General features: G+C 60.6%; 25 protein-coding genes and 1 pseudogene. 19 read left to right on the top strand and 7 right to left on the bottom strand.

Annotated features, from left to right (window positions below; all coding sequences use genetic code 11):
* Positions 1-5: 5 nt before the first annotated feature.
* The 13 genes from antC to AD668_RS10020 all read left to right on the top strand — a co-directional run bounded on the left by antC (position 6) and on the right by AD668_RS10020 (position 12,231).
* Positions 6-1,028, top strand: coding sequence for an anthranilate 1,2-dioxygenase electron transfer component AntC (gene antC / locus AD668_RS10080; RefSeq protein WP_053157818.1), 1,023 nt, complete (start codon positions 6-8; stop codon positions 1,026-1,028).
* 105 nt (positions 1,029-1,133) lie between these two features.
* Positions 1,134-2,294, top strand: a complete 1,161-nt coding sequence (locus tag AD668_RS10075; protein ID WP_053157815.1) for an ABC transporter substrate-binding protein — start codon at positions 1,134-1,136, stop codon at positions 2,292-2,294.
* 66 nt (positions 2,295-2,360) lie between these two features.
* Complete coding sequence (locus AD668_RS10070; RefSeq protein ID WP_053157813.1) at positions 2,361-3,272, top strand: branched-chain amino acid ABC transporter permease; 912 nt, start codon at positions 2,361-2,363, stop codon at positions 3,270-3,272.
* A 10-nt stretch (positions 3,273-3,282) separates the two neighbouring features.
* Positions 3,283-4,299 (top strand): branched-chain amino acid ABC transporter permease, encoded by a 1,017-nt coding sequence (locus tag AD668_RS10065; RefSeq protein ID WP_053157809.1) that lies wholly within the window; start codon positions 3,283-3,285, stop codon positions 4,297-4,299.
* Positions 4,296-5,045 carry an ABC transporter ATP-binding protein gene (locus AD668_RS10060; RefSeq protein WP_053157807.1) on the top strand — a complete coding sequence of 250 codons (750 nt, stop codon included), beginning with the start codon at positions 4,296-4,298 and terminating at the stop codon, positions 5,043-5,045. The genes AD668_RS10065 and AD668_RS10060 overlap by 4 nt, the downstream gene beginning before the upstream one ends.
* Complete coding sequence (locus AD668_RS10055; protein ID WP_053157805.1) at positions 5,038-5,724, top strand: ABC transporter ATP-binding protein; 687 nt, start codon at positions 5,038-5,040, stop codon at positions 5,722-5,724. The genes AD668_RS10060 and AD668_RS10055 overlap by 8 nt, the downstream gene beginning before the upstream one ends.
* Before the next feature lie 6 nt (positions 5,725-5,730).
* On the top strand, positions 5,731-6,534 hold the full coding sequence (locus AD668_RS10050) for an alpha/beta hydrolase (RefSeq protein ID WP_053157803.1): 804 nt from the start codon (positions 5,731-5,733) through the stop codon (positions 6,532-6,534).
* A gap of 242 nt (positions 6,535-6,776) precedes the next feature.
* Positions 6,777-7,721 carry a PDR/VanB family oxidoreductase gene (locus tag AD668_RS10045; RefSeq protein WP_053157800.1) on the top strand — a complete coding sequence of 315 codons (945 nt, stop codon included), beginning with the start codon at positions 6,777-6,779 and terminating at the stop codon, positions 7,719-7,721.
* Positions 7,722-7,738: 17 nt separating this feature from the next.
* Complete coding sequence (locus tag AD668_RS10040) at positions 7,739-9,070, top strand: aromatic ring-hydroxylating dioxygenase subunit alpha (RefSeq protein WP_156322325.1); 1,332 nt, start codon at positions 7,739-7,741, stop codon at positions 9,068-9,070.
* Positions 9,060-9,593 (top strand): aromatic-ring-hydroxylating dioxygenase subunit beta, encoded by a 534-nt coding sequence (locus tag AD668_RS10035; RefSeq protein ID WP_053157798.1) that lies wholly within the window; start codon positions 9,060-9,062, stop codon positions 9,591-9,593. The genes AD668_RS10040 and AD668_RS10035 overlap by 11 nt, the downstream gene beginning before the upstream one ends.
* On the top strand, positions 9,593-10,186 hold the full coding sequence (locus AD668_RS10030; protein WP_053157795.1) for a cysteine hydrolase family protein: 594 nt from the start codon (positions 9,593-9,595) through the stop codon (positions 10,184-10,186). The genes AD668_RS10035 and AD668_RS10030 overlap by 1 nt, the downstream gene beginning before the upstream one ends.
* A complete protein-coding gene (locus AD668_RS10025) occupies positions 10,183-10,971 on the top strand; it encodes an SDR family oxidoreductase (protein WP_053157792.1) in 789 nt (262 codons plus the stop codon). The genes AD668_RS10030 and AD668_RS10025 overlap by 4 nt, the downstream gene beginning before the upstream one ends.
* Before the next feature lie 27 nt (positions 10,972-10,998).
* Complete coding sequence (locus AD668_RS10020; protein WP_053157789.1) at positions 10,999-12,231, top strand: dienelactone hydrolase family protein; 1,233 nt, start codon at positions 10,999-11,001, stop codon at positions 12,229-12,231.
* A 68-nt stretch (positions 12,232-12,299) separates the two neighbouring features.
* Here the strand turns inward: AD668_RS10020 and AD668_RS10015 are convergent, their stop codons facing one another.
* The 3 genes from AD668_RS10015 to AD668_RS10005 all read right to left on the bottom strand — a co-directional run bounded on the left by AD668_RS10015 (position 12,300) and on the right by AD668_RS10005 (position 15,903).
* On the bottom strand, positions 12,300-13,817 hold the full coding sequence (locus tag AD668_RS10015) for a nucleobase:cation symporter-2 family protein (protein WP_053157786.1): 1,518 nt from the start codon (positions 13,815-13,817) through the stop codon (positions 12,300-12,302).
* Between the two features lie 341 nt (positions 13,818-14,158).
* Complete coding sequence (locus AD668_RS10010) at positions 14,159-14,995, bottom strand: arylamine N-acetyltransferase (RefSeq protein ID WP_053157783.1); 837 nt, start codon at positions 14,993-14,995, stop codon at positions 14,159-14,161.
* A gap of 113 nt (positions 14,996-15,108) precedes the next feature.
* Positions 15,109-15,903 (bottom strand): exodeoxyribonuclease III, encoded by a 795-nt coding sequence (locus AD668_RS10005; protein ID WP_053157780.1) that lies wholly within the window; start codon positions 15,901-15,903, stop codon positions 15,109-15,111.
* A gap of 186 nt (positions 15,904-16,089) precedes the next feature.
* On the opposite strand from AD668_RS10005, the gene AD668_RS28695 reads away from it, so the two are divergent.
* Positions 16,090-16,413, top strand: a complete 324-nt coding sequence (locus AD668_RS28695) for a hypothetical protein (RefSeq protein ID WP_082344445.1) — start codon at positions 16,090-16,092, stop codon at positions 16,411-16,413.
* A gap of 54 nt (positions 16,414-16,467) precedes the next feature.
* Here the strand turns inward: AD668_RS28695 and AD668_RS09995 are convergent, their stop codons facing one another.
* From AD668_RS09995 to AD668_RS09990, 3 genes and pseudogenes are all read right to left on the bottom strand, one after another.
* Positions 16,468-17,874, bottom strand: a complete 1,407-nt coding sequence (locus tag AD668_RS09995) for a DUF1254 domain-containing protein (RefSeq protein ID WP_053157774.1) — start codon at positions 17,872-17,874, stop codon at positions 16,468-16,470.
* A gap of 143 nt (positions 17,875-18,017) precedes the next feature.
* A pseudogene (locus tag AD668_RS28690) lies at positions 18,018-18,218 on the bottom strand (diguanylate cyclase domain-containing protein); the annotation flags it as partial.
* Between the two features lie 68 nt (positions 18,219-18,286).
* Positions 18,287-20,041, bottom strand: a complete 1,755-nt coding sequence (locus AD668_RS09990) for a murein L,D-transpeptidase (protein WP_053157771.1) — start codon at positions 20,039-20,041, stop codon at positions 18,287-18,289.
* Positions 20,042-20,122: 81 nt separating this feature from the next.
* Here AD668_RS09990 and AD668_RS09985 point away from each other — a divergent pair, with 81 nt between their 5' ends.
* From AD668_RS09985 to AD668_RS09970, 4 genes are all read left to right on the top strand, one after another.
* A complete protein-coding gene (locus AD668_RS09985; RefSeq protein WP_053157768.1) occupies positions 20,123-20,824 on the top strand; it encodes a murein L,D-transpeptidase catalytic domain family protein in 702 nt (233 codons plus the stop codon).
* A 203-nt stretch (positions 20,825-21,027) separates the two neighbouring features.
* The gene (locus AD668_RS09980; protein WP_053157765.1) at positions 21,028-21,843 is read left to right on the top strand and encodes an alpha/beta fold hydrolase; all 816 of its coding nucleotides are present in this window, start codon (positions 21,028-21,030) and stop codon (positions 21,841-21,843) included.
* Positions 21,833-23,035, top strand: coding sequence for a PAS domain-containing sensor histidine kinase (locus AD668_RS09975; RefSeq protein ID WP_053157761.1), 1,203 nt, complete (start codon positions 21,833-21,835; stop codon positions 23,033-23,035). The genes AD668_RS09980 and AD668_RS09975 overlap by 11 nt, the downstream gene beginning before the upstream one ends.
* Positions 23,032-23,817: a transporter substrate-binding domain-containing protein gene (locus tag AD668_RS09970; RefSeq protein ID WP_053157758.1), complete on the top strand. Its 786-nt coding sequence runs from the start codon at positions 23,032-23,034 to the stop codon at positions 23,815-23,817. The genes AD668_RS09975 and AD668_RS09970 overlap by 4 nt, the downstream gene beginning before the upstream one ends.
* Positions 23,818-23,883: 66 nt before the next feature.
* On the opposite strand, the gene AD668_RS09965 is transcribed toward AD668_RS09970, so the two are convergent.
* Complete coding sequence (locus AD668_RS09965) at positions 23,884-24,105, bottom strand: hypothetical protein (protein ID WP_053157755.1); 222 nt, start codon at positions 24,103-24,105, stop codon at positions 23,884-23,886.
* A gap of 188 nt (positions 24,106-24,293) precedes the next feature.
* Here AD668_RS09965 and dusA point away from each other — a divergent pair, with 188 nt between their 5' ends.
* Positions 24,294-25,289: a tRNA dihydrouridine(20/20a) synthase DusA gene (dusA, locus tag AD668_RS09960; RefSeq protein WP_082344444.1), complete on the top strand. Its 996-nt coding sequence runs from the start codon at positions 24,294-24,296 to the stop codon at positions 25,287-25,289.
* Positions 25,290-25,313: the final 24 nt, after the last annotated feature.

Here is a 25,313-nt window from a genome sequence, read left to right as displayed (position 1 = left end):
CGCTCATGACGTACAAGGTCGCCTTCAGTTTCGCCGATGGCAAAACACTTTTCTGCAACGTGCAGAACAATGAAATCCTGCTCGACGCGGCCCTGCGCAGCGGGATCAAGATTCCGCTGGATTGCCGCGAAGGGGTTTGCGCGACCTGCCAGGGCCGCTGTGAATCCGGGCAGTACACCCAGGACTACGTGGACGATGAAGCGCTGTCGGCCAGCGACCTGGCCGAACGCAAGGTGCTGAGTTGCCAGACGCGCGTGCAATCGGATGCTGCGTTCTACTTCGACTTCGACTCGAGCCTTTGCGGCAGCAGCGGCCCGAGCAGCCTGCAAGGCACCGTAAGTGAGGTGCGACAGGTCTCCCCGACCACCGCCATCGTGCACGTGGAAGTCGGCGCAGCGGGCGCGGCGCTGGACTACCTGCCGGGCCAGTACGCTCGCCTGCAAGTACCGGGCACCGAGCATCGCCGCTCGTATTCCTTTGCCTGCGCGCCGGGCAGCAGCAACCTGCAATTCCTCATTCGCCTGCTACCCAGCGGCGTGATGACCGACTACGTGCGCGATCGTTGCCAGGTCGGTGACGTGATTCACATGGAAGCGCCGCTGGGTGCCTTCTACTTGCGCCACATCGACCGCCCGCTGGTGATGGTGGCCGGCGGCACCGGGCTGTCGGCGTTCCTTGGCATGCTTGACCAGATAGCCGACCAGCACGGCTGCGATCACCCGGTACACCTGTATTACGGCGTACGCGAGGCCGCGGACCTGTGTGAGCTGTCGCGCATCGAGGCCTATGCCGCACGGATCCCGGGGTTTCGCTTCACGCCGGTGGTCAGTAACTCCAACCCTGACTGGTCGGGCAAGACCGGCTATATCGCCGAACACCTGGAGTTGGCCGAACTGCGCGACCAGCCGTTCGACCTGTACCTGTGCGGCCCGCCGCCTATGGTCGAGTCGATCAAGGACTGGCGCCAGCAGCACGGCCTGGATCACAGCCGTCTTTACCTGGAGAAGTTCACCGAGAGCAACAGCTGACACAGCGCCCCCATAACAACAATCAATCGGCCCGACCGAACACTGAATCACTGCCCTCATCGACATCTATCGTGCGTTGGCACGACCTACTTCATAGGCCGCCTCATGAAAAATCTGGTATTGCGTGCATTTCTGGCAACCTCCCTCTGCGCAGCATCCGCTGCACAGGCCGTGGAACCTGTCCGAATCGGCTTCATCACCACCCTCTCCACCCCCGCCGGCTACCTGGGAGAAGACTCGCGAGACGGCTTCCAGCTGGCGATCGATCAGGAAGGCGGCAAGCTCGGCGGTGTGCCGGTGCAACTGATCGTGGAAGATGATGGCCTGCAACCGGCCAAGGCCAAGCAGATCGCCGACCGCATGAGCCTGGATGGCGTCTCTCTGTATACCGGGGTGATTTTTTCCAACGTGCTGGCGGCCGTGATCAATACCACCACCAAAGACGCTTTCTACGTCAGCAACAACACCGCGCCTTCGACCCTTGCCGGTGAAAAGTGCATGGCCAACTACTTTGTCGGCTCCTACCAGAACGACACCCCACACGAAATGGCCGGTGTCGCCGCCAATGAGCTGGGCTACAAGAAGATGGTGATCCTGGCGCCCAACTACCAGGGAGGCCGTGACGCGCTGGCCGGTTTCAAGCGCACCTTCAAAGGTGAAGTGACCGAGATCTATACCAAGCTCAATCAGCTGGACTTCTCGGTGGAACTGGCACGCGTGCGTGCGCTGGCGCCGGATGCGATCTTCCAGTTTCACCCGGGTGGCGGCGGCATCAACTTCGCCAAGCAATACGGCGGCTCGGGCCTGTCGGCGCAAATACCGATGATAGTGCCGGTATTCTCCATGGATGAGCGCATGCTCGCCGCCACCGGCGATGTGGCCAAGGGCACCAACATCGTCACGCTGTGGAACCCGCAATCAGACAACCCGGCCAACCAGGCCTTCATCAAAGCCTTCACAGAAAAATACAAGCGTGTCCCGACGGTGTATGCCGCCCAGACCTACGATACGGCACGGCTGATCGGCGCGGCCCTGAAAACCTCCCAGGGCAATCTCAAAGACCAGGCGGCCTTCCGCGCCGCCATGAAGAACGTCAAGTTCGATTCCATTCGCGGTGACTTCAGCTTCGCCCAAAACCGGCACCCGGTGATCGACTGGTACCTGCTGCAGGTGCAGGCTGGCCCCGACGGCAAGCTGATCGAAGTGCCGATCAAGACCCTGGCGACACGCCACGTCGACAGCTACGCCGCTCAGTGCGCGATCTGACCGGCACCTGAATCCCGTCCTCGCCCTGCAGCACAACTGCGGGGCGTTTTCATGAGGAACGCAGCAATGCTATTGCTCGAACAGATTCTCAACGGCCTGCAATACAGCGCCTTGCTGTTTCTGCTGGCCTCAGGCCTGACATTGATATTCGGCATCATGGGCGTGATCAATCTGGCCCACGGCGCTTTTTACATGGTCGGTGCCTTCTGTGCCGCTTACACCGCCATGGCCACCGGCTCGTTCTGGCTTGGCGGCCTGGCCGCACTGATCGGCTCAGCCTGTTACGGCGCGCTGATCGAATTATCGATCATGCGCCGCCTTTACAAACGCGATCACCTGGATCAGGTGCTGGCGACCCTGGCGGTGGTATTTTTCAGCAACGAATTACTGACCGTGATCTTCGGCCGCAGCCCACCGGCGATGCCCACGCCCGAATGGTATTCAAGTTTTGTCCAAGTGCTGCCCGGGCTGATGTACCCGGTCAGCCGGCTGTTGTTCATCGCCGCAGGGCTGGTGGTGGCGCTCGGCATGTGGCTGCTGATCAACCACACGCGCCTGGGCATGCTCATTCGTGCCGGTGCAGACGATCACGAAATGGTCGGCGCGCTGGGCGTCAACATCGCCCGTCTGTACACCCTGGTTTTCGTATTCGGGTGCGTACTGTGCGGCCTGGCCGGTTTCATGGCGGCACCGCTGCTGTCAGTGGAGATCGGCATGGGCGAGAAGATCCTGATCACCACCTTCGTGGTTATCGTCGTCGGCGGTGTTGGCTCGGTGCGGGGTGCTTTGGTGGGCGCTTTGCTGATCGGCATGGTCGACAGCCTGGGCCGTGCCTACATTCCGCCGCTGCTGGACCAACTGCTGCCCAGCGAAACCAGCGGCACCCTGAGCGGCGGTCTGATTTCCGCCAGCGCCTACATCGTCATGGCCCTGGTGCTGCTGGTACGCCCGCGCGGCCTGCTGCCGGCCCGTGCCTGAGGAGAACGCCATGTCACCACGCCTTATCATTGACCTTGCGTGCCTGGCGACCTTCGCCTGCATGCCGTTGCTGGCCCATTGGCTACACGAACCCTATCTGGTCAGCTTCTTCACGCGCCTTGCGATCTACGGCATGGCGGCCATCAGCCTTGACCTGCTGATCGGCTACGGCGCCATGGTCAGCTTCGGCCATGCCGCGTTCTTCAGCCTGGGCGGCTACATCGTTGGCATCATTGCCTTTCACACGTCCCAAGGCATGCCGCTGTGGGGCTGGGAGGGCAGCAACAGCGCGATGGTGGTGTGGCCACTGGCCCTGCTGGTCTGCGCGCTGTTCTCGCTATTGGTGGGTTATCTGTCACTGCGTACCAGCGGCGTGCAGTTCATCATGATCACACTGGCGTTCGGTCAGATGCTCTACTTCGTGCTTGGCTCACTGTCGCTGTACGGCGGCGACGACGGCATTCTGCTCAACGAGCGCAATACCCTCGGCACGCTGGATCTGGGTGATGCCAACCACTTCTACTACCTCTGCGTGATCTTGTTGGCCGGCTGGATGCTGCTGTGCCGACGACTGGTCAATTCACGTTTCGGATTTGTCCTGCGCGGACTCAAGCAGAGCGAGCGGCGCAGCGTCAGTCTGGGGCTCTCGCCCTTGCGCTATCGCTTGACGGCGTTTGTGATCGCCGGCACCGGCGGTGGCCTGGCGGGGATTCTGTGGGCCAACTACGCACTTTTCGTCAGCCCCGACATGGGCGCCTGGCAGAAGTCCGGCGAGCTGATGGCGATGGTAATCCTCGGCGGCGTCGGCACCCTGCTCGGTCCACTGCTGGGCGCGGCCACCTACCTGGGCCTCGAACAGGTGCTGAGCCAGTGGACGGAGCACTGGATGCTGATCTTCAGCCCCCTGCTGTTGCTGGTGGTGCTGTTCGGCAAGAAAGGCGTATACGGATTACTGCTGAGCCTGTTGCTGCGCAAACCGAAGGTGATGTCCGTCCAACCGGACGCCGTCGTGGAGGCACGCCCATGAGTGCACAACTGTCGATTCGTGATCTGCACAAGACCTTTGGTGCAGTGAAAGCCACCAACGGCGCCAGTCTTGAACTGGCCAAGGGCGAGTTGCACGCCATCATCGGCCCGAATGGCGCCGGTAAATCCACACTGATCGCGCAGATCGCCGGGGAGGTTTTCCCCGACCGCGGCCAGATCCACCTCAACGGCCAGGACATCACCCGCGTACCGGCCTGGCAGCGCCCGCGTCTGGGTCTGGCGCGGGCTTTCCAGGTCAGCCAGCTGTATAGCGAGTTCACCCTGCTGGAGAACGTCGCCCTGGCTATCGCCGCCCGCGAGGGCAAGGCGTTCGGCATGTGGCGTGCGCTTGGCCGCGACACCCGCCTGCTGGATCCGGCACTGGGGTACTTGCAACAGGTAGGCCTGGACGCTCGCGCCCAAGACTCCGTCCACGAGCTTTCCCATGGCGAACGGCGGCAACTGGAGATCGCCCTGGCACTGGCTCAGGAAGCTTCGGTGTTATTGCTCGATGAGCCGATGGCCGGAATGGGGGCTGACGAATCCGCGCGCATGACCGAGCTGTTGCACAGCCTCAAGGGTCGCTACGCGATCTTGCTGGTTGAACACGACATGGACGCGGTATTCGCCCTCGCCGACCGCATCACGGTGCTGGTGTACGGCCAGACGGTGCTGACCGGCAGCGTCGAACAAGTGCGCAACGACCCGCAAGTGCGGGCCGCTTACCTGGGAGAAGAACATGCTTGAAGTTCAAGGCTTGAAAGCGGGTTATGGCTTGAGCCAGGTGTTGTTCGACATGCACCTGAGCATCGAGCAGGGCCAGGTGGTGTCGCTGATCGGGCGCAACGGCATGGGCAAGACCACCACGGTCAAATCGATCATGGGATTGCTCAAGCCCAGTGCCGGCAGCATCCGCATCAACGGCACGGAAATGCGCGGTGCAGCGCCCTATCGCATCGCCAAGGCTGGCCTGGGGCTGGTGCCAGAAGGCCGCCGCGCCTTCGGCACTTTGAGCGTGCGGGAAAATCTGCTCGCCACCGCCACGCGGGGCAAGTGGGACCTGGCACGGGTCTATGAACTGTTCCCGCGCTTGCTGGAGCGTCAGGACCAGCTGTCACGCACGCTGTCGGGCGGCGAGCAACAGATGCTGGTGGTCGGTCGCGCGCTGCTGACCAACCCCAGCCTGCTGATTCTGGACGAAGCCACTGAAGGCCTGGCGCCGATCATTCGCGAGCAGATCTGGAGTTGCCTGGCCACTCTCAAGGCCGAGGGTGAGACGATTCTGGTGATCGACAAGAATCTCAAGGAAATGGCGCGGGTGGTCGACCGTCATCACATCATCGAGAAGGGACGACAGGTCTGGGATGGCACACCACTGGAACTGGCCGCTCAACCCGAACTGTCGCAACGCTACCTGGGAATATGAGCAGCCATGGACCTTGATCAGGCTTACAACAACGTCGCCGCCGTGGGCAATTTCCCGCAGATCATGCAGCGTTTTCGCCAGCGCAGCGCCGAGACTTATGCGAGCCACGCCTGGCAGCGTGAGGTGCCGTATGGCAATGCCATGCGCGAGCGTTTCGACTGGTATGCCCAGGCGGATGCCGGGGCGCCGACGCTGCTGTTCATTCATGGCGGGTACTGGCAGGCCTCGGACAAGGACGCCTACGCCTTTATCGCCGAGGGCCTGATCGAAGCGGGTTTCAATGTCGGTCTGCTGGAGTACACCCTGGCGCCCGAGGCGAGCATGAGCACCATCGTCGGCCAGATCGGCAAAGCATTGGACTACCTGTTGGCACAGCGCGAAGCCTTGAGCATCGGACAACAGGTGGTGCTGTGCGGGCATTCGGCAGGCGGGCAATTGAGCGCGCTCTATCGCCAGCATCCGCTGGTGACCCTGGCCATGCCGATCAGCGGCCTGATGGAGCTTGAACCCATCAGCCGCTGCTGGCTCAACGACAAGCTGCAACTGAGCGAAGACGAGATCCATCGCTATAGCCCGCAACGGCTGATCGGCGAAGGCGCACCGTTGCTGGTGACCGTGGGCGGGGATGAGTTGCCGGAGTTGATTCGGCACTCGCGCGAGTACGCCAGTGCCTGCCTTGAGGCCGGGCAGGCCGTGAGCCTTGTCGAGCTTGCCGGGTGTCATCACTTTGCGGTGCTGGAAGATCTGGCCAGGGCTGATGGTGAACACTTGCGGGCACTGTTGAAACACCTGCCCCCCGATTCCCTGTAGGAGCGAACTTGCTCGCGATGAACCAGAGAACACCACGGGGAATCAGGTTCCCCGCGTCATCGTTGACAACCATCGTGAGCAATCTCGCGCCTACAGTGAATGGGGTGCCGTATCCAGATTGCGCGCGGTGTTTTCAGGAAGTAGATCAGTCTCGCCAGAAGTGGATACCGGTTTGCCGTTTGCGGCTTTTTTGACCCCCTCAAGCTTCATACAGTGACTACGAATTCAGACAGGAATTGCGTATGTCCAGCCTCTCGCTCAGGGTCCAACAGATCGATCCTCTGACCCCCGCAATCCGCCGCGTGCTGCTGGTGTCCAACGATGCCCAGCCGCTACCGGACTTCACTGCCGGAGCCCATCTGGAGCTGCATGTACCGGGCAGTCGCGCCCAACGCCGGGCCTATTCGCTGGTCAACCTGACCGACAGTAAACACTACGAGATCGCCGTCCAGCTTGAAGAAGCGAGTAGCGGTGGATCGCGTTGGGTGCACTCACTCAAGGTCGGCGATGAACTGCTGGCCGATGCGCCACGCAACCACTTTCCACTGTGTGAAAACACCGAGCATGCCCTGCTGATCGCTGGAGGCATCGGTATCACGCCCATGCTTGGCATGGCCCGGTCGCTGCAAGCAGCCGGCAAGCCGTTCACCCTGCACTACGCCGGTCGCGATGAAGCACAGATGGCCTATCTGCCAGAGGTCCGCGCCTGCCTGGACAGCCATTGCTGGATCAGCGGCGGCGACCCGCAAAAGCGCTTCCCTGCCGCCACGATTCTGGCCGCGCCGAGACCCGGCCTGCACCTCTACATCTGCGGCCCGAGCGCCATGCTCAACAGCGTGCTGGCCTGCGCTCGCGAACAGGGTTGGGCAGAAGATCACCTGCATTACGAACTGTTCAGCGGTGCCCTGGAAGTGGCCGGCGATCAAGGCTTTGAGGTGCACCTGCGCGAAAGCGGCGTGAACCTGCAAGTGGCCGCCGGGCAAAGTGTGCTCGACGCCATGCTCCAGGCCGGCCTGGACCCGATGTTCGACTGCCGACGGGGTGACTGCGGGGTGTGCGTCGCCCAGGTCATCGACGGTCAGCCCGATCACCGCGACATCTGCCTGTCGGAGCGCGATCGCGCCAGCGGCAGTTTCTGTACCTGCGTCTCCCGTGCCAGCAGCGCGCTGCTGGTGCTCGATCTGTGACAAGCCGAGGACATCCCGTGATACCGACAAACGAGCAAATCGCTGCCTTGATCCGCGAGGACAGCGTGCATAAGAGCGTCTACACCGACCCGACCCTGTTCAAGCTGGAGATGGAGCGCATCTACGGCAACGCCTGGATCTACGTCGGCCATGAAAGCCAGGTCAAGAACCCCGGCGACTATCACACCACGCGCATCGGCGATCAGGATGTGATCATGGTGCGCGGTGCCAACCAGCAGGTCAGCGTGCTGTACAACCGCTGCCCGCACAAGGGCGCAAAACTGGTGGCCGACGGTGACGGCAGTGTTGGCAAGTTCTTCCGCTGCCCGTACCACGCCTGGACATTCAAGCTTGATGGCCAGCATCTGTCGGCACCGCTCAAGAGCGGTTTCGAAGGCACCTGCTACGACCCCAAACACCCGGATTTCTCCATGGTCAGCGTGGCCCGCGTCGAGGCCTATCGCGGCTTCGTGTTTGCCAGTCAGGCAGCGTTCGGACCGGACCTTAAATCATTCCTGGGCGGCGTCATCACCTCCATCGACAACCTGTGCGAGCGCTCACCGGTCGGTGAGGTCGAAGTGGCTGGTGGCATCTTCCGCGTCCAGCAGCGCTCGAACTGGAAAGTGTTCTACGAGAACCTGCACGACACCATGCACGCCCGCGTAACTCACGAATCATCGGTAGATGCTGCGCGTGGCGAAGCCGAAGCCATCGGTGAGATGCCCTTCGAGCTGCTGATTATGGACGGCAATGGCGAGCCTTACGATTTCTGGGAAAAGCTCGAACTGCGCGCCTACCACAACGGCCACGGTTATATGGAAGCGATCTTCGACCCGGGCGCCGCCGAACGCGACGAGGTCGCTCGCGCTCACTTCGAATGCCTGAGCCAGGCCTACGGTGAACAGCGCGCCAAGGAAATCCTGGGCATGAACCGCCACAACACGGTGATCTACGGCAGCGGTTCGCCGCACACCGTGTTCATGCAGTTCCGGGTGATCCGCCCCATCGCCGTGGATCAGACCCTGGTCGAGATCCAGACCTTCCGCTGCAAGGGTGCTCCGGATGCCGTGTTCGACCGCGCGCTGACTTACGCCAACGTCATCAATTCGCCCTCCTCCAACGTGATGCCCGACGACGTCGAAGTCTATGCTCGCTGCCAGGAAGGCAACATGACTCGGGGTGGCGAGTGGATCAGCATGCACCGCTACGCCGGCACCGACACAGTGCTGGAAGACGGTGCAGTGTCCACCAACGGCACCAGCGAACTGCCTATGCGCAACCAGTTCGCCGCCTGGAAACAGTACATGACCGCCATCCTGATCGCCAAGGAGAGCACCCATGCTGCTTGACCGCCGAATCGACGTCGACACCCGCCAATTGACCCCTGCCCAGGTCCCTGCCGAGACCTTGCGCCAGATCGAACAGTTTCTTTATCAAGAGGCGCGCCTTCTGGATGAGCGGCGCTTCTGGGAGTGGGACAAGCTGTTCACCGACACCGGCATGTACTGGGTGCCACACAAGCACGAGCAAGCCAACCCGTTCGACCATATCTCTCTGTTCTGGGAAAACCGCATGCTGCGCGAAGTGCGGATCCGGCGGGTGGAAAATGCCCGCAACTGGTCCCAGCAACCGCAGACCCAAACCGCGCACCTGGTCGGCAACGTGATGGTCGAAGGTCTCGACGCCCAAGGCTTGCTGGTGGTTAGCGCCAGCTTCCAGTACAGCGAATGGCGTCTGGAACAACGCCAACTCGCCGGTCGCTACACCTATAAATTGGCCGCTCAGGATGCGGGTGGCTGGCAGATCCAGCTCAAGCGCGTGGACCTCATCAACTGCAACGACGTGTTTGCCAACCTTGAGGTATTCGTGTGATGAACGTGCCGGTGGTGATCGCACTTCATTATCAGAACGATGTGTTGCACCCCGAGGGCAAGATTCGGGTCGGGCTGGGGGACGATGACAGCGTGCGTGATGCAGTGCTCGACGCTGCCGGCAGATTACTCGCAGGGGCACGGGCCAAGAGCTGGCCGATCGTCCACGTACGCGTGGCGTTCCGACCGGACTACGCCGATCTGATCCAGAACGCGCCGATCCTGCGCACGGTCGCCACCCTTGGCGCGGTCCGGGAAGGCAGTTGGGGCGCGGAGTTCCTCAGCGCTCTGGCTCCACTGAACAGCCGTCAGGAGTTCGTCGTCACCCATAACCGGATCAATGCGTTTTATGGCTCACCGCTGGAAACCGTGGTGCGCCGGTTCAATCCCTCGCACCTGTTGATCGCCGGCGTAGCAACCCACTCGGTGGTGGAAAGCACCGTGCGCCATGCGGTGGATTGCGGTTTCGAAGTGACGGTCGCAGCGGATGCCTGCGCCAGCGCGGACGGCGGCGCACACGCGGCCTCGCTGGCGAGCATGGCGCTGATCGCCCGTATCAGTCACGTCAACGAAGCTCTGGAGGACTTGTCATGATGCTCGAAGGCAAAGTGGCGATTGTGACCGGCAGTACCCAGGGGCTGGGTCTGGACATCGCTCGGCAGCTGTTGTCTGAGGGTGCTCGGGTGATGCTGGTGGGGCGCAACGCCGACAGTGGTCAGGCCTTGGCGCAATCATTGGATTGCGGGTTTTCCGCCTGCGACGTGGAGCGCGACGAAGACATCGACGCCTGTATCACGGCCACCCTCGCCCGCTTCGGCAGGCTCGACATTCTGGTCAACAACGCTTGCCTCTACGCCGATCAGGGGCTGGCTTCGGATCGCGCGCAATGGCTGAAAACACTCAACGTCAATCTCGTGTCGGCGGCTATCTTCACCCAGAAGGCCGCCGTGCACCTGCCCAGCGGCGGCGTGGTGATCAACATCGGCAGTACCGGCGGCAAGTTCGGTGCGGCCGGGCGGGCGCTCTATCCAGCTTCCAAGGCCGGCATCCTGCAACTGACGAAAAACCTGGCGATGACCCTGGCCCCGGAGCAAATCCGGGTGCTGAGCGTGTCCCCAGCCTGGACCTGGTCGCCCAGCGTCGCAGAGTTCAGCGACAACGATCCGCAACTGGCCGATCGGGTCGCAGCCCCTTTTCATCCGCTCGGGCGCATCGGCCGGGGCCATGAGGTCGGCAGCGTGGTGGCGTTTTTGTGCAGTGCCGGTGCGGGCTGGATGACCGGTGTCGACGTGCCCGTGGACGGCGGCTTTTCGATTCTCGGACCAGACCGCGGCGTGTCGCCGCGCGTGTGGTTCCAACAACACCGTGACAGCCAATAAATCTGATAACCGAATGAGGTAGATGACATGGGCAAGATGATCGAGATCCGGGCAACGGACAGCAACGCCACGTTCAGCGGCTACCTGGCCCTGCCGGCCAGCGGCAAAGGCCCCGGCGTGGTGATTGGGCAGGAGATTTTCGGGGTCAACGCGAACATGCGCGCAGTCGCCGACTTCTATGCCGAGGAAGGCTATGTGGCGCTGGTGCCCGACCTGTTCTGGCGCCTGCAACCGGGCATTGACCTGGGCTACACCGAAGCCGATTTTGCGCGGGCCATCGACCTGTTCCAGCGCCTGGATGTGGACAAGGCCGTCACTGACATCGACGCCAGTTTCAACGCCCTGCGTGCACTGCCTGAAGTTGAAGGCGCGGGTCTGGGTTATGTCGGCTTCTGCATGGGCGGCAAGCTGGCCTGGCTGACCGCCACGCGCACCAACGTGGCCTGCGCCGTCGGCTACTACGGCATGGGCATCGAACACCTGCTGCACGAATCGGAAAACCTCAAGGGCCGCCTGGTCCTGCATTTTGCCGAAAACGATGGCTACTGCGACGCCAGTGCCCGCGCCCAAATCAGCCAACACCTGGCCGGCAACGACAAGGCCGAAATCTACGTGTACCCGGGCGTCGACCACGCCTTCGCCCGGGCCGGGAGTTCACACTACGACAAACCGGCCTCGCTGATGGCCCATGAACGCAGTATCGCCGCCCTCAAGCGTGAGATCGGTCCCCACTTCAACCTGTCAGCCCTGTGGGAAGACCACATCCGCCACGAGTTCGACACCCGCGACGTACCTGCCACCATGGCAACCATGGTCGCCGAGCCCTACGTCAACCATATTCCCACCATGACCGGCGGCGTCGGCGCCAAACAACTCAGCCGCTTCTACCAACACCATTTTGTCCACGGCAACCCGCCGGACATGAAGCTCATCCCGATCTCCCGCACCATCGGCGCCCTTCAGATCGTCGACGAATTCATCATGTGCTTTACACACAGCACCGAAATCGACTGGATGCTGCCCAACGTGGCACCGACCGGAAAATACGTCGAGATTCCGATGCTGGGCGTGATCAAGTTCCGCGGGGACAAGCTGTACCACGAACATATCTACTGGGATCAGGCCAGCGTGTTGGTGCAAATTGGCTTGTTGAACCCTGAAGGACTGCCGGTGGCGGGGGTGGAAACGGCGAGAAAGCTGCTGGATGAACAACTGCCATCCAATACGCTGATGGGGCGCTGGGCGCAAAGCGAGCAATAGAGACCACATGAATGCAAAAGGCCGATCTGTCACTCGACAGATCGGCCTTTTTTCATGCGTTTGAAACGTCAGACATGTTCACTGTTTTTCGCATGCACCGCGCGCGGCTCGCCATGCCCGTGGTCTACCTCAACCACTGGAATCTCCTTGCCATCGCAGTCATGCAGTTTTCCGTCGCTGAAGTAGTCCCCTTCGCGCAACGCCGCCAGATCCTGATAGCGCAATACCCGCTCGGTACCCGCCGCAAACACCGACTGCCCCTCGGAGTTACCCGCCGTGAGGTGGTTGAAGGTCAGGTTTAGAACGATCGCCATGATCGCCGAGGAACTGATACCGGAATGGAAAATCGTGGCGAACCAGCTCGGGAAGTGATCATAGAAGTTCGGTGCCGCGATCGGGATCATGCCGAAGCCGATCGAAGTAGCGACGATGATCAGGTTGACGTTGTTGCGGTAGTCGACCTTGGACAGCGTACGGATGCCACTGGCCGCCACCGTGCCGAACAACACAATGCCGGCACCACCCAGCACCGAAGTCGGCACCGCTGCGATGACCCGCCCCATGAAGGGCAGCAGGCCCAGGAGCACAAGGAACAGACCGCCGGTGGCAACCACGTAGCGACTCTTGATCCCGGTGACCGCCACCAGCCCGACGTTCTGGGCAAAGGCGCTTTGGGTGAAGGAGCCAAAGATCGGCGCAATCATGCTGGACAGCATGTCGGCACGCAGACCGTTGCCCAGGCGCTTGGAGTCAACCTTGGTGTCGATGATTTCACCGACCGCCAGGATATCCGCCGAGGTTTCCACCAGCGTCACCATGACCACGATGCACATCGACAGGATGGCCGCGAAGTGGAACGTCGGCATGCCGAAATGGAACGGGGTCGGGAAGCCGAACATCGGACCTTCGCTGACGGATGAGAAATCGGCCATGCCCAGGAACACCGCGACGACCGTGCCGATGACCATTGCGAGCAGGATCGAGAGACGTGAGATGGTCGCGCTGCCGATCTTGCTCAGCAAGAGCACCAACACCAGCGTCATTGCGGCCAGGCCGATATTGGCCATGCTGCCGAACTCTGGGGAATGGCTGTTGCCGCCCATGGCCCAGCGTGCGGCCACCGGCATCAACGTCAGGCCAATGGTGGTGATCACGATGCCCGTGACCAGCGGTGGAAAGAACTTGGTGATTCGCGAGAACACCGGTGTGATCAGCAAACCAATCAATGACGCGGCTATCACTGCCCCGAGAATCGACTGGAAACCACCCTCCCCGCCACTGCTGACAATCGCCACCATGGTGGCGACACCCGAGAAAGACACGCCCTGCACCAGCGGCAACTGACAACCAAAAAACGGTAGACCGAGGGTTTGCAGCAGCGTGGCCAGCCCCCCCGCAAACAATGAAGCAGCAATCAACAAACCGATGTCCGCCGGCGACAGCCCGGCAGCCTGACCAATGATCAAAGGCACCGCGACGATGCCACCGTACATGGTCAGAACATGTTGCAGGCCGTAAGCCATATTCGCGCCGATCCCTAGGTTTTCGTCCTCGGGCCGTTGGTGTGAAACATGGGGCGTTTTCATGTTAGGGGGTTCCCTGGTTTTTGTTATGCGCACACTGTATGCAAGACACAGGACAAATGTCTATAGAGTTGTATACAACTTACCGGTCACAAAATGGATACCTGTCCATTTCTCCTGACCATCCTCCAGCGAAGCACCGCCTAAAACCTTGAAATACATCCCCAAACGCTCGGCGCGCTCGGCTTACCAGTCTTTGGACTCCTGGCGACGAGCTGAAAAGCCTCCAGCAAAAACTGTCGCAAGCGCTACGAGAAATTCAACCCATGATGGAGCCAAAACGCTCGGCCTTGAAACGAAAACGGGCCGATCAACCAGACCAGCCCGATTTTTAGCTCATGGGGCTAAGCCTGTTTCGGCGCCGCGATCAATCGTTCAAGCGTTTGCCGCAACTGCCCATGCTCCGGCACACGAATGGCGAACTCGGCCTGCAGCAGCTCAATCAACTCCTGCACATCACTCAGCTGCCGTCGCTCGCTGTCCTCGCCGACCCGGTGAATGGCAAAGCTGCCGTTGTTGAGTGTGCGTCGCCAACCCTCCCCGGTGCGCGCCACCATCAGTTGCCGGGCGAATGAAGATTCGGGGTGGGTCGAGACGTACCAGTTGCCGACAGTGAAATCGATGTCTTCCTGGCGTTGCAGATCGAATATGTACATCGGGCGCCATTCGCCAGCGACATTGGCGCGCAGGGTGTAGCCGTCGACATGCTGATCGATGCGATAGGGTTCGTGAGGCGTGAACTGCCCGATTCGAGAGTCCAGCAGCAGTGGCGCGGTCGGCACCATGCCGCCGAAGCCGACGTCAGAGATGTATCGCACGTCATCGATAATGACCAGGCTCAAGCGATGAGTCCGCGCCGTCCACGCACCCTCCGGCTGCCCCATCACTACCCGGCCGCTGATGGCCCGCGCGTCGTAGCCCAGTTCCTGGAGCAAGGCCAGGAACAGATTATTGAGTTCGTAGCAGTAGCCGCCCCGACCCTCGTGCAGGACTTTCTGCTCGATCGACGGCAGGTCGATGAGTACTGGCTCGCCGGACAACGTAGTGAGGTTTTCAAACGGGAACGCGCCGGTGTGGCGCAGCTGTAGCAGTCGCAAGTTTTCCAGGGTCGGTGCCGGGGGCGCATCGAAGCCCAGGCGTTGCAGGTATAGCCCAAGGTGGGTCAAATGTGGTTCGCTCATCGTTCAATCCTTATGCACGCAAGCGACGGATCGCTCCGTCATTGGCCGCTATGTATAAGGGATGAAGCGGTGTCACCGACAATTGATTTAGCCAATCACCCCGCACGGAAAAATCAACGCCGCTTACGCGAATTCAACTGGATCCAGGTCGGCGCATGGTCACTGGCGTGAGGTTCGTTGCGTACCCACGCATCAACACCGGCCTCCTGCAGATAAGGACTCAAGGCAGGATTGAGCAGCAGGTGATCAATACGCAAACCGGAATTTTTCTGCCAGTGCTGACGAAAATAATCCCAGAACGTGTAGAGCCGATCGTTTGGATACAAGTGGCGTAACGAGTCGGTCCAGCCCTGGTCCAGCAGACGCTGATAGCACTCGCGACTCTGCGGTTGCAGCAATGCGTCCTTGAGCCAGGAGCGCGGATTGTAGATGTCCAGGTCGGTGGGTACGACGTTGTAGTCGCCGGCCAACACAACCGGGTGCTCGCGCCCCTGGAGAGACTCGGCATAGCGGATCAAGCGCTCGAACCAGGCCAGCTTGTAATCGAACTTCGGCCCCGGCTGCGGATTGCCATTGGGCAAATACAGGCAGCCCACTAACACGCCGTGAACCGCCGCTTCCAGATAACGGCTGTGACTGTCGCCCTCGTCGCCCGGCAGTCCACGCCGGCTTTCCAGCGGTTGCACCTCGCGCGCCAGAATCGCCACCCCGTTCCACGACGCTTGACCGTGCCAGATCGCGCCATAACCGGCCGCTTCCAGTTCAGCGACCGGGAAGGCACTGTCGACCGATTTCAGCTCCTGCAAGCAGGCAATGTCGGGTTTCTCGCGCTCGAGCCACGCCAACAGGTTTGGCAGCCGGGCGCGTATGCCGTTGACGTTGAATGTCGCGATTCGCAACTTCTTCATGAGCGGACTCTCCTGAGCACGAGATGCCCAATGTCTGACACTAGCCCCTTTCGGTGGTTGCGTTTGGTGTCTCGTCCGGTTCGCGTGCAGGCTTTACGCAGAAGACACCACTCGTCATCCGGCGGGCACCAACCACCCCGCCCTTCAGACCAACATCAGGTAACGACTCATTCCGGGAGACGGACCATGATGAACATCAGAGTGACTTCCCTGATTCTGGCCGGTTTGTTGTCTGCCGCGTCCGTGACGACCTTTGCGGCGTCCGGCGATGGCGCTGACGCGACCGGCGCGCAATCAGGCTCGATCAAAGGCTCGGCCATGCCGCCGGATAACACCCCCGCATCCCCTTCCGGTGGCAGCGGAGCAGACGGCGGTGCGACCGGCTCATCCAGCGGCAGTTCCGGCAGTAACACTGGCTCCAGCGGGTCCGGGTCCGGTTCTGGCGCCGGTGGCGGGACTGGCGGAGCAGGTGGAGGGACGGGTGGAGCGGGTGGCGGGACAGGTAGCTGAACGCGTGAAGGCAACCGATGAAGGATGAACATCGGCTGCCTTCTTACCCACGTTTCACAATTGCTTGACCGGTGCAGGGTCCCATTTTCCATTCAACGCTTCAGGCTTCGGACCGTACAAGCGCATGGTCAGATTGAACGGCCCTTTGGGCGCGGGCAACCAGTTGGCCTCAAGATCCTTGCCGGGGCTTTCGTTCTGGAAATAGATATCCAGCGAACCATCGGCGTTGGTCTTGAACGGCATCCAACTGCTGAGCGCAAAACGGTCGAGCGAGTTGGCGACCTGAAACCCTTCAGGGTCATACAAGGTGATTGACCAGAAGGCATTCACCGGCGGCGTCTCGCCTTTGTTGAAATGCAGTATGTATTTGTTCGCACCGTTGAGTGGCTTGCCGTTGCTGTCCCCGATATTCAACGGATAAATCGCATCCTCGGGAAGATTGGCACCTAGCCCGACCTGCGCCACGATGGCGCGTTTGAGGTAGTAGTTTCCGTAAACGCCCATGGTGTCGGTGTTCATCGACCAGCCATTGACGACGCGGGCCAGGGTCGGGACTTTCCAGGTCATCAGTGCCTGCGCATCCTGGGGCACGGTCTGCAACGCCGCTTTGATTTGTGGGTCCAGGGCCTCCATGTCGAACGGTTTTCCCGCCTCGATGCCGATACGCTTGATCTGCGCGAGCATCGGTTGATCGGTACTGTGGGGAGGGTTCACTTTCAGCAGTTCGGCCGCATAGGCGAAGTAGTTGGCCGCTGACATCGTATCGACCTGTATCTTCGGCGGCGTTTTCATGTCCACTGCCGGGTCGACTTTCACACTGACCGCTTCAGGCTCCTTACCCACTCGGGATAACGGCGTCACGGTGTAGCCGGCCTGGATCTTGTGCACTGCCGCGTAATCGGCCGCGCCGTCCGTCTTGGTGCGACCGATGACCCAGACAAACGGCGTCGGCGCCGGCAAATGATCCATTGCGTCGGGCACCTTGCCGGTCCAGCCCGGCGGCGTCACCAGAAACTGCCCCATTTCGGTTCCGGTGGTGCGCCAGCCGGGCGAAGCGAACACTTCACTCCACATGTCGAGCATTGGCAGCAGATAGAAACGTCCATCCGTGTCCGGCGCCGCGATCACCAACGGTTCCTTGGTCAAGTCGAGCCAGGCGATCGAATACAGGGTGTCGAAATTGGAGCGCACCACACCCTTGAAATCCGCAGGTGGATACTGCGGCACGCTCACAAACATGTTCATCGGACCTTTGCCGAACTCCTTGCCCGGCTCGATATTGGTGAATTGTTTGCGGATGATGTCCATGGTCAACAACGGATAGAAATACACGTAGGCATCCACGCCGATGGCATGAGCTTCTTCAGCTGTGAGTTTCGATTGAGCGTGGCTGGCGAGCGGAAAAACAGCGAAAACGGCGACGGTTAGAGCAACGGCTGTCAATGTTTGAGGGATCAACATGTTGGCGATCGTCCGTGCGTTGGGGAGTGCAGCCTGGGTCGGCGGCGCTAACGGAACTCTAGACGATCAATTCACGAGAAAATGACAGACGGACGACTGGCCCTTCAGGTGTAAAGACAATGAAACAGCGCGAAAAATGCGCCTTAACGATCCGAGCGCATCAGCGCCTCGGCAGCGACATCCATGGACAATGTGGCCGTTCGGTTTCGCCCCGAATGCTTGGCTTGATACAGCGCCGCATCCGCTCGCTGGATGAACACGTCGATGTTGTCTCGGCCCGTCGGCACAAACGAATAGCAGCCGAGGCTGACCGTCACGCAGCCATTGGGCGAGCCGGTGTGGCTGCCGCCGCAATGTTATCGACTGTTCGGCGATGGTCAGGGCACCCTGGGTGGCCGCACCCAGGTTTGTGCTATGGCTTGTTTTCTCCCGTCACCACCAGCGGAGTCTGCGCGTTGCGCAGATCCAGCGCCGGCAATCTGGTCGGCACATTCAGCCCCTTCAGGACCCGGGCGTCGTAATCGTAGATATCCGGCTTGAAGGTCACCCGCCCCTCGTTGCTCAGGTCTACGGTCCAGTAAGCCAGCAGTACCGGCACTTTTACCGGTAGCCGGATGTTCTCGGTTCTGCCATTGGCCAATTGCTTCTCAATACCTGCGCGGTTCCAGCGTACCGGGTCGTTGAACAACAACTCGACCAGTTGCAACGGATTTTCCACCCGGATACAGCCCGAACTGGTGGCCCGAACGGTTTTGGCAAACAATTCGCGATGGGGGGTGTCATGCAGATAAATCGCATAGTCGTTGGGGAAGCGAATCACCACCTGACCCAGCGAGCTGTCAGGCCCGGCGTCCTGGCGCAGGCTGATGCCCCGCGGATTGCTCCAGTCGACGCTCGACGGACTGAGCACATTGCCTTGGCGATCCAGCACACGAATGCGGTTGGCAGCCAGATAGCCCGGGTCGTTTTGAATCTTCGGAATCACATCCTGCTTGAGGATCGTCGGGGGGACGGTCCAGGTCGGGTTGAACGTGATGTAGGTGATCTCGGCCTGGAACACCGGCGTGCTGCGTACCGGTTTACCAACCTGCACCCGCGAGCGCCAGATCGGCAGCCCATCGCGATACATCGCCACCTTGTACCCGGCAATATCGACAATGACGAACGTGCCCTGAAGCTTGTACAACAGCCAGCGCGCACGCTCCATATTGACTCGCACCTGATCGATCCGCGCCTCGACGGGGACGTTCAACGCCGCCAGCGTCGCCGCCCCCGCCACACCATCAGCGCCCAGGTATTGCTCGGTCTGGTACTGTTTCACCGCTGCGATGACTTTGTCGTCGTAGAGGGCTTTTTTCGACGCGCCAGGCGCCAGATATCCACCCGCCACCAGGCGCGCACGCAGTTGTCCGACCGCCACCCCGTCCATACCGGGCTTGAGCGATTGGCCCTCAGTGACTTTTGGCCAGCCACCGGCACTGCGAACCTGACGCAACTTCGCCAGCCCTTCACGCAGGTCGCGGTAGATGATCTCTTGCGGAGGCGCCTGGGCGAATGCACGTGCCACGTCATGGGCATCGAGGGCGGCGAACAGATTGTTCATGTCCTCGCGGGGATCGACACCGGCCGGGTCAAAGTTCCAGTGAATGTCCAGCCGCGACGGATCAACTTTACCCCTGCGCAACTGAAGCAACGCGGTAATGAAACTGCGGGTCGCCGCCAGGTCGAACATTGCCCGCTGGGTCGTCGAAGGCATCGCCGCCACCAGCGCCTCATGGGCCTGCGCCAACTCCGTGATGCTGAAATCCGCCGGATTCAGACCATCGATCTGGGTGTCGTTGAGGCTTTTGAGCAACTGCGTCACATCGCGGTCGTCCGTCCACGCCGCGCGATAGTGGCGATGCATGTAAAAGTCCATGACCACCCGATCGACATCCACACGCTGATGGCGTCGGGCCGTGAGCACTGGTGGAAACGCCGAGCGCAGCGGTTCCAGCGTTGCCTGGATCGCTTGGCCGATTGCATCATCCGGCGCTGCGGCATCAATTTCGTTGCTTGCCGGAGATACCGGCTCAATCGGCGAAGTTTGCGCGATCGCTGCACCGCTGATCAGAAAGCCCATAAAAAACATGCGGCTTATGACGAATAACCTTGTTAATTGCACCATGGATAATCCTTAATCTCCCGTTTCAAACGGCTTGCTTCCTGCTCGCTGCTAGACTCGAAATTATCACGATGAGACCCGAATATGGCGCTAATCCGCTCTGGCCTTTTATTTGCCATTTTACTGACGAGCCTTTCAGTAACGTCAGCCTACGCCGATTCGCTTGAAAACGCGCTGGTCAAAGCCGCACCAGACGCCAATGCCAAAGTCATTGCCCTCGCCGTCCGTGCCTCCCAATGCAGTCGTGCCCAAGGCAAGCCTGCGGCCCAACGACTGGCAGTGATCGACTACTCCCTGCCTTCGACCGAACAACGCCTGTGGGTGTTCGATCTTAAACGACGCAAGTTGCTGTTTCACGAACTGGTCGCCCATGGTCGCAACAGTGGCGAAAACATGGCCACCCTGTTCTCCAACCAGAACGAAAGCCACGCCACCAGCCTCGGATTGTTCCGCACGCAGCAGAGTTATCGCGGCCAGAACGGTTATTCGCTGCGCATGGAAGGCCTGGAGCCCGGCTTCAACGATAACGCTTTTGACCGGGCCATCGTCATTCACGGCGCCCCTTATGTCAGCCCCGTGCTGGCCCGCGCCAATGGGCGGATCGGCAGAAGCCTGGGTTGCCCGGCGGTGAGACCGGCGATTGCACACCAGCTGATCGACTCGATGAAAGACGGCCAGTTGTTGTTCTCCTATTACCCGGACCAACGCTGGTTGAAATCGTCTTCGTACATCAATTGCGGCGGCGACACCGTTGCGTCATCGGACAAGACCACCTCTCGCCAATAATCAGCCATCCACCTGGCAAAACCGAGCCCGCCAATGGCCACACCTTTGACGAAGGTGCATCTTGAAGTGGGGGCATCGGTTTCCGCCGTCAGCCTGTTGAACGTGTCGTCGAGGCTGACGGTCGGTACAACGCGTGACCGCATGAGCCTGACTATCTACACTCCCGGAGGCATCAATACTCACTCGCCATCGGGAACCTCTGCATGGACCTTCAACATCGCAACAACATCAACGTGATGGGCGACGGTCCGGCGACACTGATTTTTTCCCACGGTTTTGGTTGTGACCAGACCATGTGGGGCTATCTGCTCCCGCACTTCATCGCACGCTTCAAGATCGTACTGTATGACCTGGTCGGTGCCGGCCAGTCAGATCTGGGCGCCTACGACAGGCAAAAATACAGCTCACTGTCCGGCTATGCCCGAGACCTGGGAGAGATCATCGATCAGTTCGCCAGTGGCCCGGCGATCGTGGTTGGCCACTCCGTCAGTGCCATGATCGGTGCCTTGGCCGATCGCCAGTCGCCGGGTCGAATCGCTGCCCACGTGATGATCGGCCCTTCACCTTGCTACATCGATCGCGACGACTACGTCGGCGGATTCAAGCTCGAGGACATCCACTCATTGCTCGATACCCTCGACAGCAACTACCTCGGCTGGTCCAGCAACATGGCCCCGGTCATCATGGGGGCACCAGGGCAGCCGGCCCTGGGTGAAGCGCTCACCAACAGCTTCTGTCGCACCGAACCCGAGATCGCCAGACAATTTGCCCGAGTGACGTTCATGTCCGACAATCGCCAGGACGTCGCCGGGCTGCCCACGCCAACACTGATTGTGCAATCGAGCGACGACATCATTGCCCCGGTGGCCGTGGGTGAATACCTGCATGACGTCTTGCCCGACAGCACGCTGTGCCTGGTCAGCAATGTCGGACATTGCCCACACATGAGCGCCCCGCAAGCCTGCGCCGAGGCCATGAACGATTTCCTGTCGCCTTGGGAAAACGCCCATGTCGACTGACCAACCACCCTTACCCGATTCGCACACCCTGTTCGAAAACGCGCCATGCGCCTTGGTGGTGACGAAAGAGGACGGCACGATCCTGCGGGTCAACCTGACCTTCAGCCACTGGCTCGGTTACAGCCAGAACGAGCTCTGCGGCCGACGCTTCCAGGACTTGCTAACCATGGGCGGGCGTATTTTTCATCAGACCCATTGGGCGCCGCTGATGCAAATGCAGGGCTCGGTCGCCGAGGTGAAGCTCGACCTAATCCATCACGACCGCCATGCCCTGACCATGCTGCTTAACGGCGTACGGCGCGAGCACGCCAACGGCGCGTTTTATGAACTGGCGCTATTCGGCACCACCGACCGTGACAAGTACGAACGCGAGCTACTCAACGCCCGCAAACTCGCCGAAGCGCTGCTGCACGAAAAAACCGTCGCCGAAAACGCACTCCAGCACGCGCAGGCCGAACTCAACCTGGCCTACGAAAAAGCCCAGCGCCGCGCCTTGTTCGCTGAGCAAATGGTCGCCATTGTCAGCCATGACCTGAAAAACCCGCTGACCGCCATCAAGATGGCCTCGGACATCCTCGCCCGAGGCCAGCGCACAGCCAAGGAAACCCAACTGCTCGGCCACATCAGCCAATCGTCCGAGCGCGCCCAACGCATGATCGCCGACCTGCTCGACTTCGCGCTCGCCCGCGTCGGTCAGGGCCTGGGCATCTCGCCATCGCCCATCGACCTGCACACTGTTACTGACCAAAGCACTGACGAACTGCGCGTCGCATTTCCAAAGGCCAGCCTGATCCACAACACCTTGGGCAATGGCAGCGCCCATCTGGATGCCGACCGTGTTCAGCAAATCATTGGCAACCTCGTCGCCAACAGTGTGGCCTATGGCGACCTGAAACAGCCCATCACAATCATCTCGCGAATTGACGATGACGTGGCGTCGGTGTCCGTGCACAACGCAGGGCCAGCGATCACGCAATCGTTGATCGACGTGCTCTTCGAGCCCATGACCCGCGGCACCGAGAGTGACAGCGAACTGCGCAGCGTAGGGCTGGGATTGTTTATCGTCAGGGAAATCGCCCAGGCCCATGGCGGCGATGTTTCGGTCAGTTCCAGTGCAGAAAACGGCACGGTGTTCAGCGTTTGTTTTCCCCGTGACCCAAAAAATTCCATCACAGAAGCCCGAGACCCATGAACCACATAAAAAGCACCTTGATGCTCGGCGGCCTGCTCGCTTTTTCCTGCGGCGTTCAGGCAGCACCCTCGCATCTGGACAGCGTCATGCAACAAGGCCAACTGCGCGTTTGCACCACCGGCGACTACAAGCCCTACACCGCCAAAGCGGAGAACGGCGAGTACTCCGGTATCGATATCGCCATGGCCCGCACACTGGCCGACAGCCTCGGCGTCAAGGTCGAGTGGGTCCCGACCACCTGGAAAAACCTGATGCCCGACATGCTCGCCGGCAAATGTGACATCGCCATGGGCGGGATCTCGGTCACCCTGGAACGGCAGAAGAAAGCCTTCTTCAGTACCCCGCTCGACGTCGACGGCAAAATTCCCCTGGTGCGCTGCGAAGACCAGTCGAAGTATCAAACCATCGAACAGATCAACCAATCGTCGGTACGCCTGGTCGAACCCGCTGGCGGCACCAACGAAGCGTTTGTCCACGCCTTCCTGCCCAAGGCGCAGCTGCAGCTGCACGACAACGTGACGATCTTCCAGGAGCTGCTGGACAAGAAAGCCGACGTGATGATCACCGATGCCTCGGAAGCCCTGTACCAGCAGAAACAAAAACCTGGACTCTGTGCGGTCAACCCGACGCAGTACATGCAATACGGCGAGAAGGCCTACCTGCTACCCCGCGATGACATGACCTGGAAGCTGTATGTGGACCAGTGGCTGCACCTGGCCAAGGTGACGGGCAACTACCAGAAAGTTCTGGGTCAGTGGGTGGCAGTGCCTGAGGCGAAGTAACAGGCCTTTTTATGCAAAAAAAGGGGCGATCCTGTTGGAGCGCCCTTGTTCATTGCGGGCCATGTATCAGTCGTCATGGAGTAACCCGCAACTGTACTCACCGAAGCTATTGCTCAGCGCATTACCGTGGAAATTCATCCGGCTGGAGTTGCTGTTGGCTGGCCCTGGCCCAAAACCGGCAAACGGCACCGAGTCGGCCGAATAATCCCGATGGGAGCTCACCCCCGAACAGGCGCTCAATAGCAAAGCGCCGGCAACCAACGAGACTTTGACGAGGCTTTCGATCATTTTCAGATTCCTGTGGAGGGTGGGCAGCGATAGTCATCCTGCGCCGCGTCATTGCCAGGCACGATGAAACCTTGCGATGTGACAGCTGCCGTTCAGGTACTAATCCAACCCGCCGGTCTCTCCTCCACCCCTTGAACCCAATCCTGATAAACTCCCCACCTCCCAGCCTCACCGATTCCAGATCCCCCATGTCCGTAACCACCGCCACACCCGCACCGCTCTCCCGCCGCTTTTCCGTGGCGCCCATGATGGATTGGACCGATCGCCACTGCCGGTTTTTCCTGCGCTTATTGTCGAAAAACGCTCTTCTCTATACCGAAATGGTCACCACCGGTGCTTTGCTCAACGGGGATCACGAACGTTTCCTGCGCCATGACGAGGCCGAGCATCCGCTGGCGTTGCAGCTCGGTGGCAGTGTTCCGCTGGATTTGGCGGCTTGCGCGCGCATGGCTCAGGAGCATGGGTACGACGAGGTGAATCTGAACGTCGGCTGCCCGAGTGATCGGGTGCAGAACAATATGATCGGCGCGTGCCTGATGGGGCATCCGCAATTGGTCGCCGATTGCGTGAAGGCCATGCAGGACGCGGTGTCGATTCCTGTGACGGTGAAGCACCGGATCGGGATTAACGGGCGAGACAGTTACGAACAATTGTGTGATTTCGTCGGCACGGTTCGGGATGCCGGCTGTACCAGTTTTACCGTGCACGCGCGGATTGCGATTCTGGAGGGGTTGTCGCCGAAGGAAAACCGTGACATTCCGCCCCTGCGTTACGACGTGGCGGCACAGCTGAAGGCGGATTTTCCGGAGCTGGAGATCATACTCAACGGCGGCATCAAGACACTCGAAGCCTGTCACGAGCATTTGCAGACCTTCGACGGGGTGATGCTGGGTCGGGAGGCGTATCACAATCCTTATGTCATGGCGCAAGTTGATCAGCAGCTGTTTGGCAGTACGTCACCGATCATTACTCGCGCCGAAGCGCTGGCGCAGTTACGGCCTTATATCGCTGCGCACATTGATGCGGGCGGTTCGATGCACCACATCACTCGCCATGTGCTCGGGCTGGGCACCGGGTTCCCGGGGGCGCGCAAGTTTCGCCAGTTGTTGTCGGTGGATATTCACAAGGCCAAAGAGCCTCTGGCATTGCTGGATCAGGCAGCGGAGTTGCTTGAAGGGCGTTGATGCGCTGCAGATAAGCCCTCCAGC

Origin of the sequence: Pseudomonas sp. P1.8, assembly GCF_001269805.1 — a bacterium.
In the GTDB taxonomy this organism is placed as follows: Bacteria; Pseudomonadota; Gammaproteobacteria; order Pseudomonadales; family Pseudomonadaceae; genus Aquipseudomonas.
The sequence above is the reverse complement of the archived record's forward strand: the minus strand, read 5'-3'. Positions and strand labels throughout refer to the sequence as shown.

Coding starts and splice junctions, on each gene's coding strand:
- AD668_RS09990 (WP_053157771.1), bottom strand. CDS start 20,041: ATGGTGCAATTAACAAGGTTATTCGTCATAAGCCGCATGTTTTTTATG.
- AD668_RS09975 (WP_053157761.1), top strand. CDS start 21,833: ATGTCGACTGACCAACCACCCTTACCCGATTCGCACACCCTGTTCGAA.
- AD668_RS10025 (WP_053157792.1), top strand. CDS start 10,183: ATGATGCTCGAAGGCAAAGTGGCGATTGTGACCGGCAGTACCCAGGGG.
- AD668_RS10075 (WP_053157815.1), top strand. CDS start 1,134: ATGAAAAATCTGGTATTGCGTGCATTTCTGGCAACCTCCCTCTGCGCA.
- AD668_RS09980 (WP_053157765.1), top strand. CDS start 21,028: ATGGACCTTCAACATCGCAACAACATCAACGTGATGGGCGACGGTCCG.
- AD668_RS09995 (WP_053157774.1), bottom strand. CDS start 17,874: ATGTTGATCCCTCAAACATTGACAGCCGTTGCTCTAACCGTCGCCGTT.
- AD668_RS10030 (WP_053157795.1), top strand. CDS start 9,593: ATGAACGTGCCGGTGGTGATCGCACTTCATTATCAGAACGATGTGTTG.
- AD668_RS09965 (WP_053157755.1), bottom strand. CDS start 24,105: ATGATCGAAAGCCTCGTCAAAGTCTCGTTGGTTGCCGGCGCTTTGCTA.
- antC (WP_053157818.1), top strand. CDS start 6: ATGACGTACAAGGTCGCCTTCAGTTTCGCCGATGGCAAAACACTTTTC.
- AD668_RS10015 (WP_053157786.1), bottom strand. CDS start 13,817: ATGAAAACGCCCCATGTTTCACACCAACGGCCCGAGGACGAAAACCTA.
- AD668_RS10070 (WP_053157813.1), top strand. CDS start 2,361: ATGCTATTGCTCGAACAGATTCTCAACGGCCTGCAATACAGCGCCTTG.
- AD668_RS10010 (WP_053157783.1), bottom strand. CDS start 14,995: ATGAGCGAACCACATTTGACCCACCTTGGGCTATACCTGCAACGCCTG.
- AD668_RS10045 (WP_053157800.1), top strand. CDS start 6,777: ATGTCCAGCCTCTCGCTCAGGGTCCAACAGATCGATCCTCTGACCCCC.
- AD668_RS10035 (WP_053157798.1), top strand. CDS start 9,060: ATGCTGCTTGACCGCCGAATCGACGTCGACACCCGCCAATTGACCCCT.
- AD668_RS28695 (WP_082344445.1), top strand. CDS start 16,090: ATGATGAACATCAGAGTGACTTCCCTGATTCTGGCCGGTTTGTTGTCT.
- AD668_RS10050 (WP_053157803.1), top strand. CDS start 5,731: ATGGACCTTGATCAGGCTTACAACAACGTCGCCGCCGTGGGCAATTTC.
- AD668_RS09970 (WP_053157758.1), top strand. CDS start 23,032: ATGAACCACATAAAAAGCACCTTGATGCTCGGCGGCCTGCTCGCTTTT.
- AD668_RS10020 (WP_053157789.1), top strand. CDS start 10,999: ATGGGCAAGATGATCGAGATCCGGGCAACGGACAGCAACGCCACGTTC.
- AD668_RS10005 (WP_053157780.1), bottom strand. CDS start 15,903: ATGAAGAAGTTGCGAATCGCGACATTCAACGTCAACGGCATACGCGCC.
- AD668_RS10055 (WP_053157805.1), top strand. CDS start 5,038: ATGCTTGAAGTTCAAGGCTTGAAAGCGGGTTATGGCTTGAGCCAGGTG.
- AD668_RS10060 (WP_053157807.1), top strand. CDS start 4,296: ATGAGTGCACAACTGTCGATTCGTGATCTGCACAAGACCTTTGGTGCA.
- dusA (WP_082344444.1), top strand. CDS start 24,294: ATGTCCGTAACCACCGCCACACCCGCACCGCTCTCCCGCCGCTTTTCC.
- AD668_RS10065 (WP_053157809.1), top strand. CDS start 3,283: ATGTCACCACGCCTTATCATTGACCTTGCGTGCCTGGCGACCTTCGCC.
- AD668_RS09985 (WP_053157768.1), top strand. CDS start 20,123: ATGGCGCTAATCCGCTCTGGCCTTTTATTTGCCATTTTACTGACGAGC.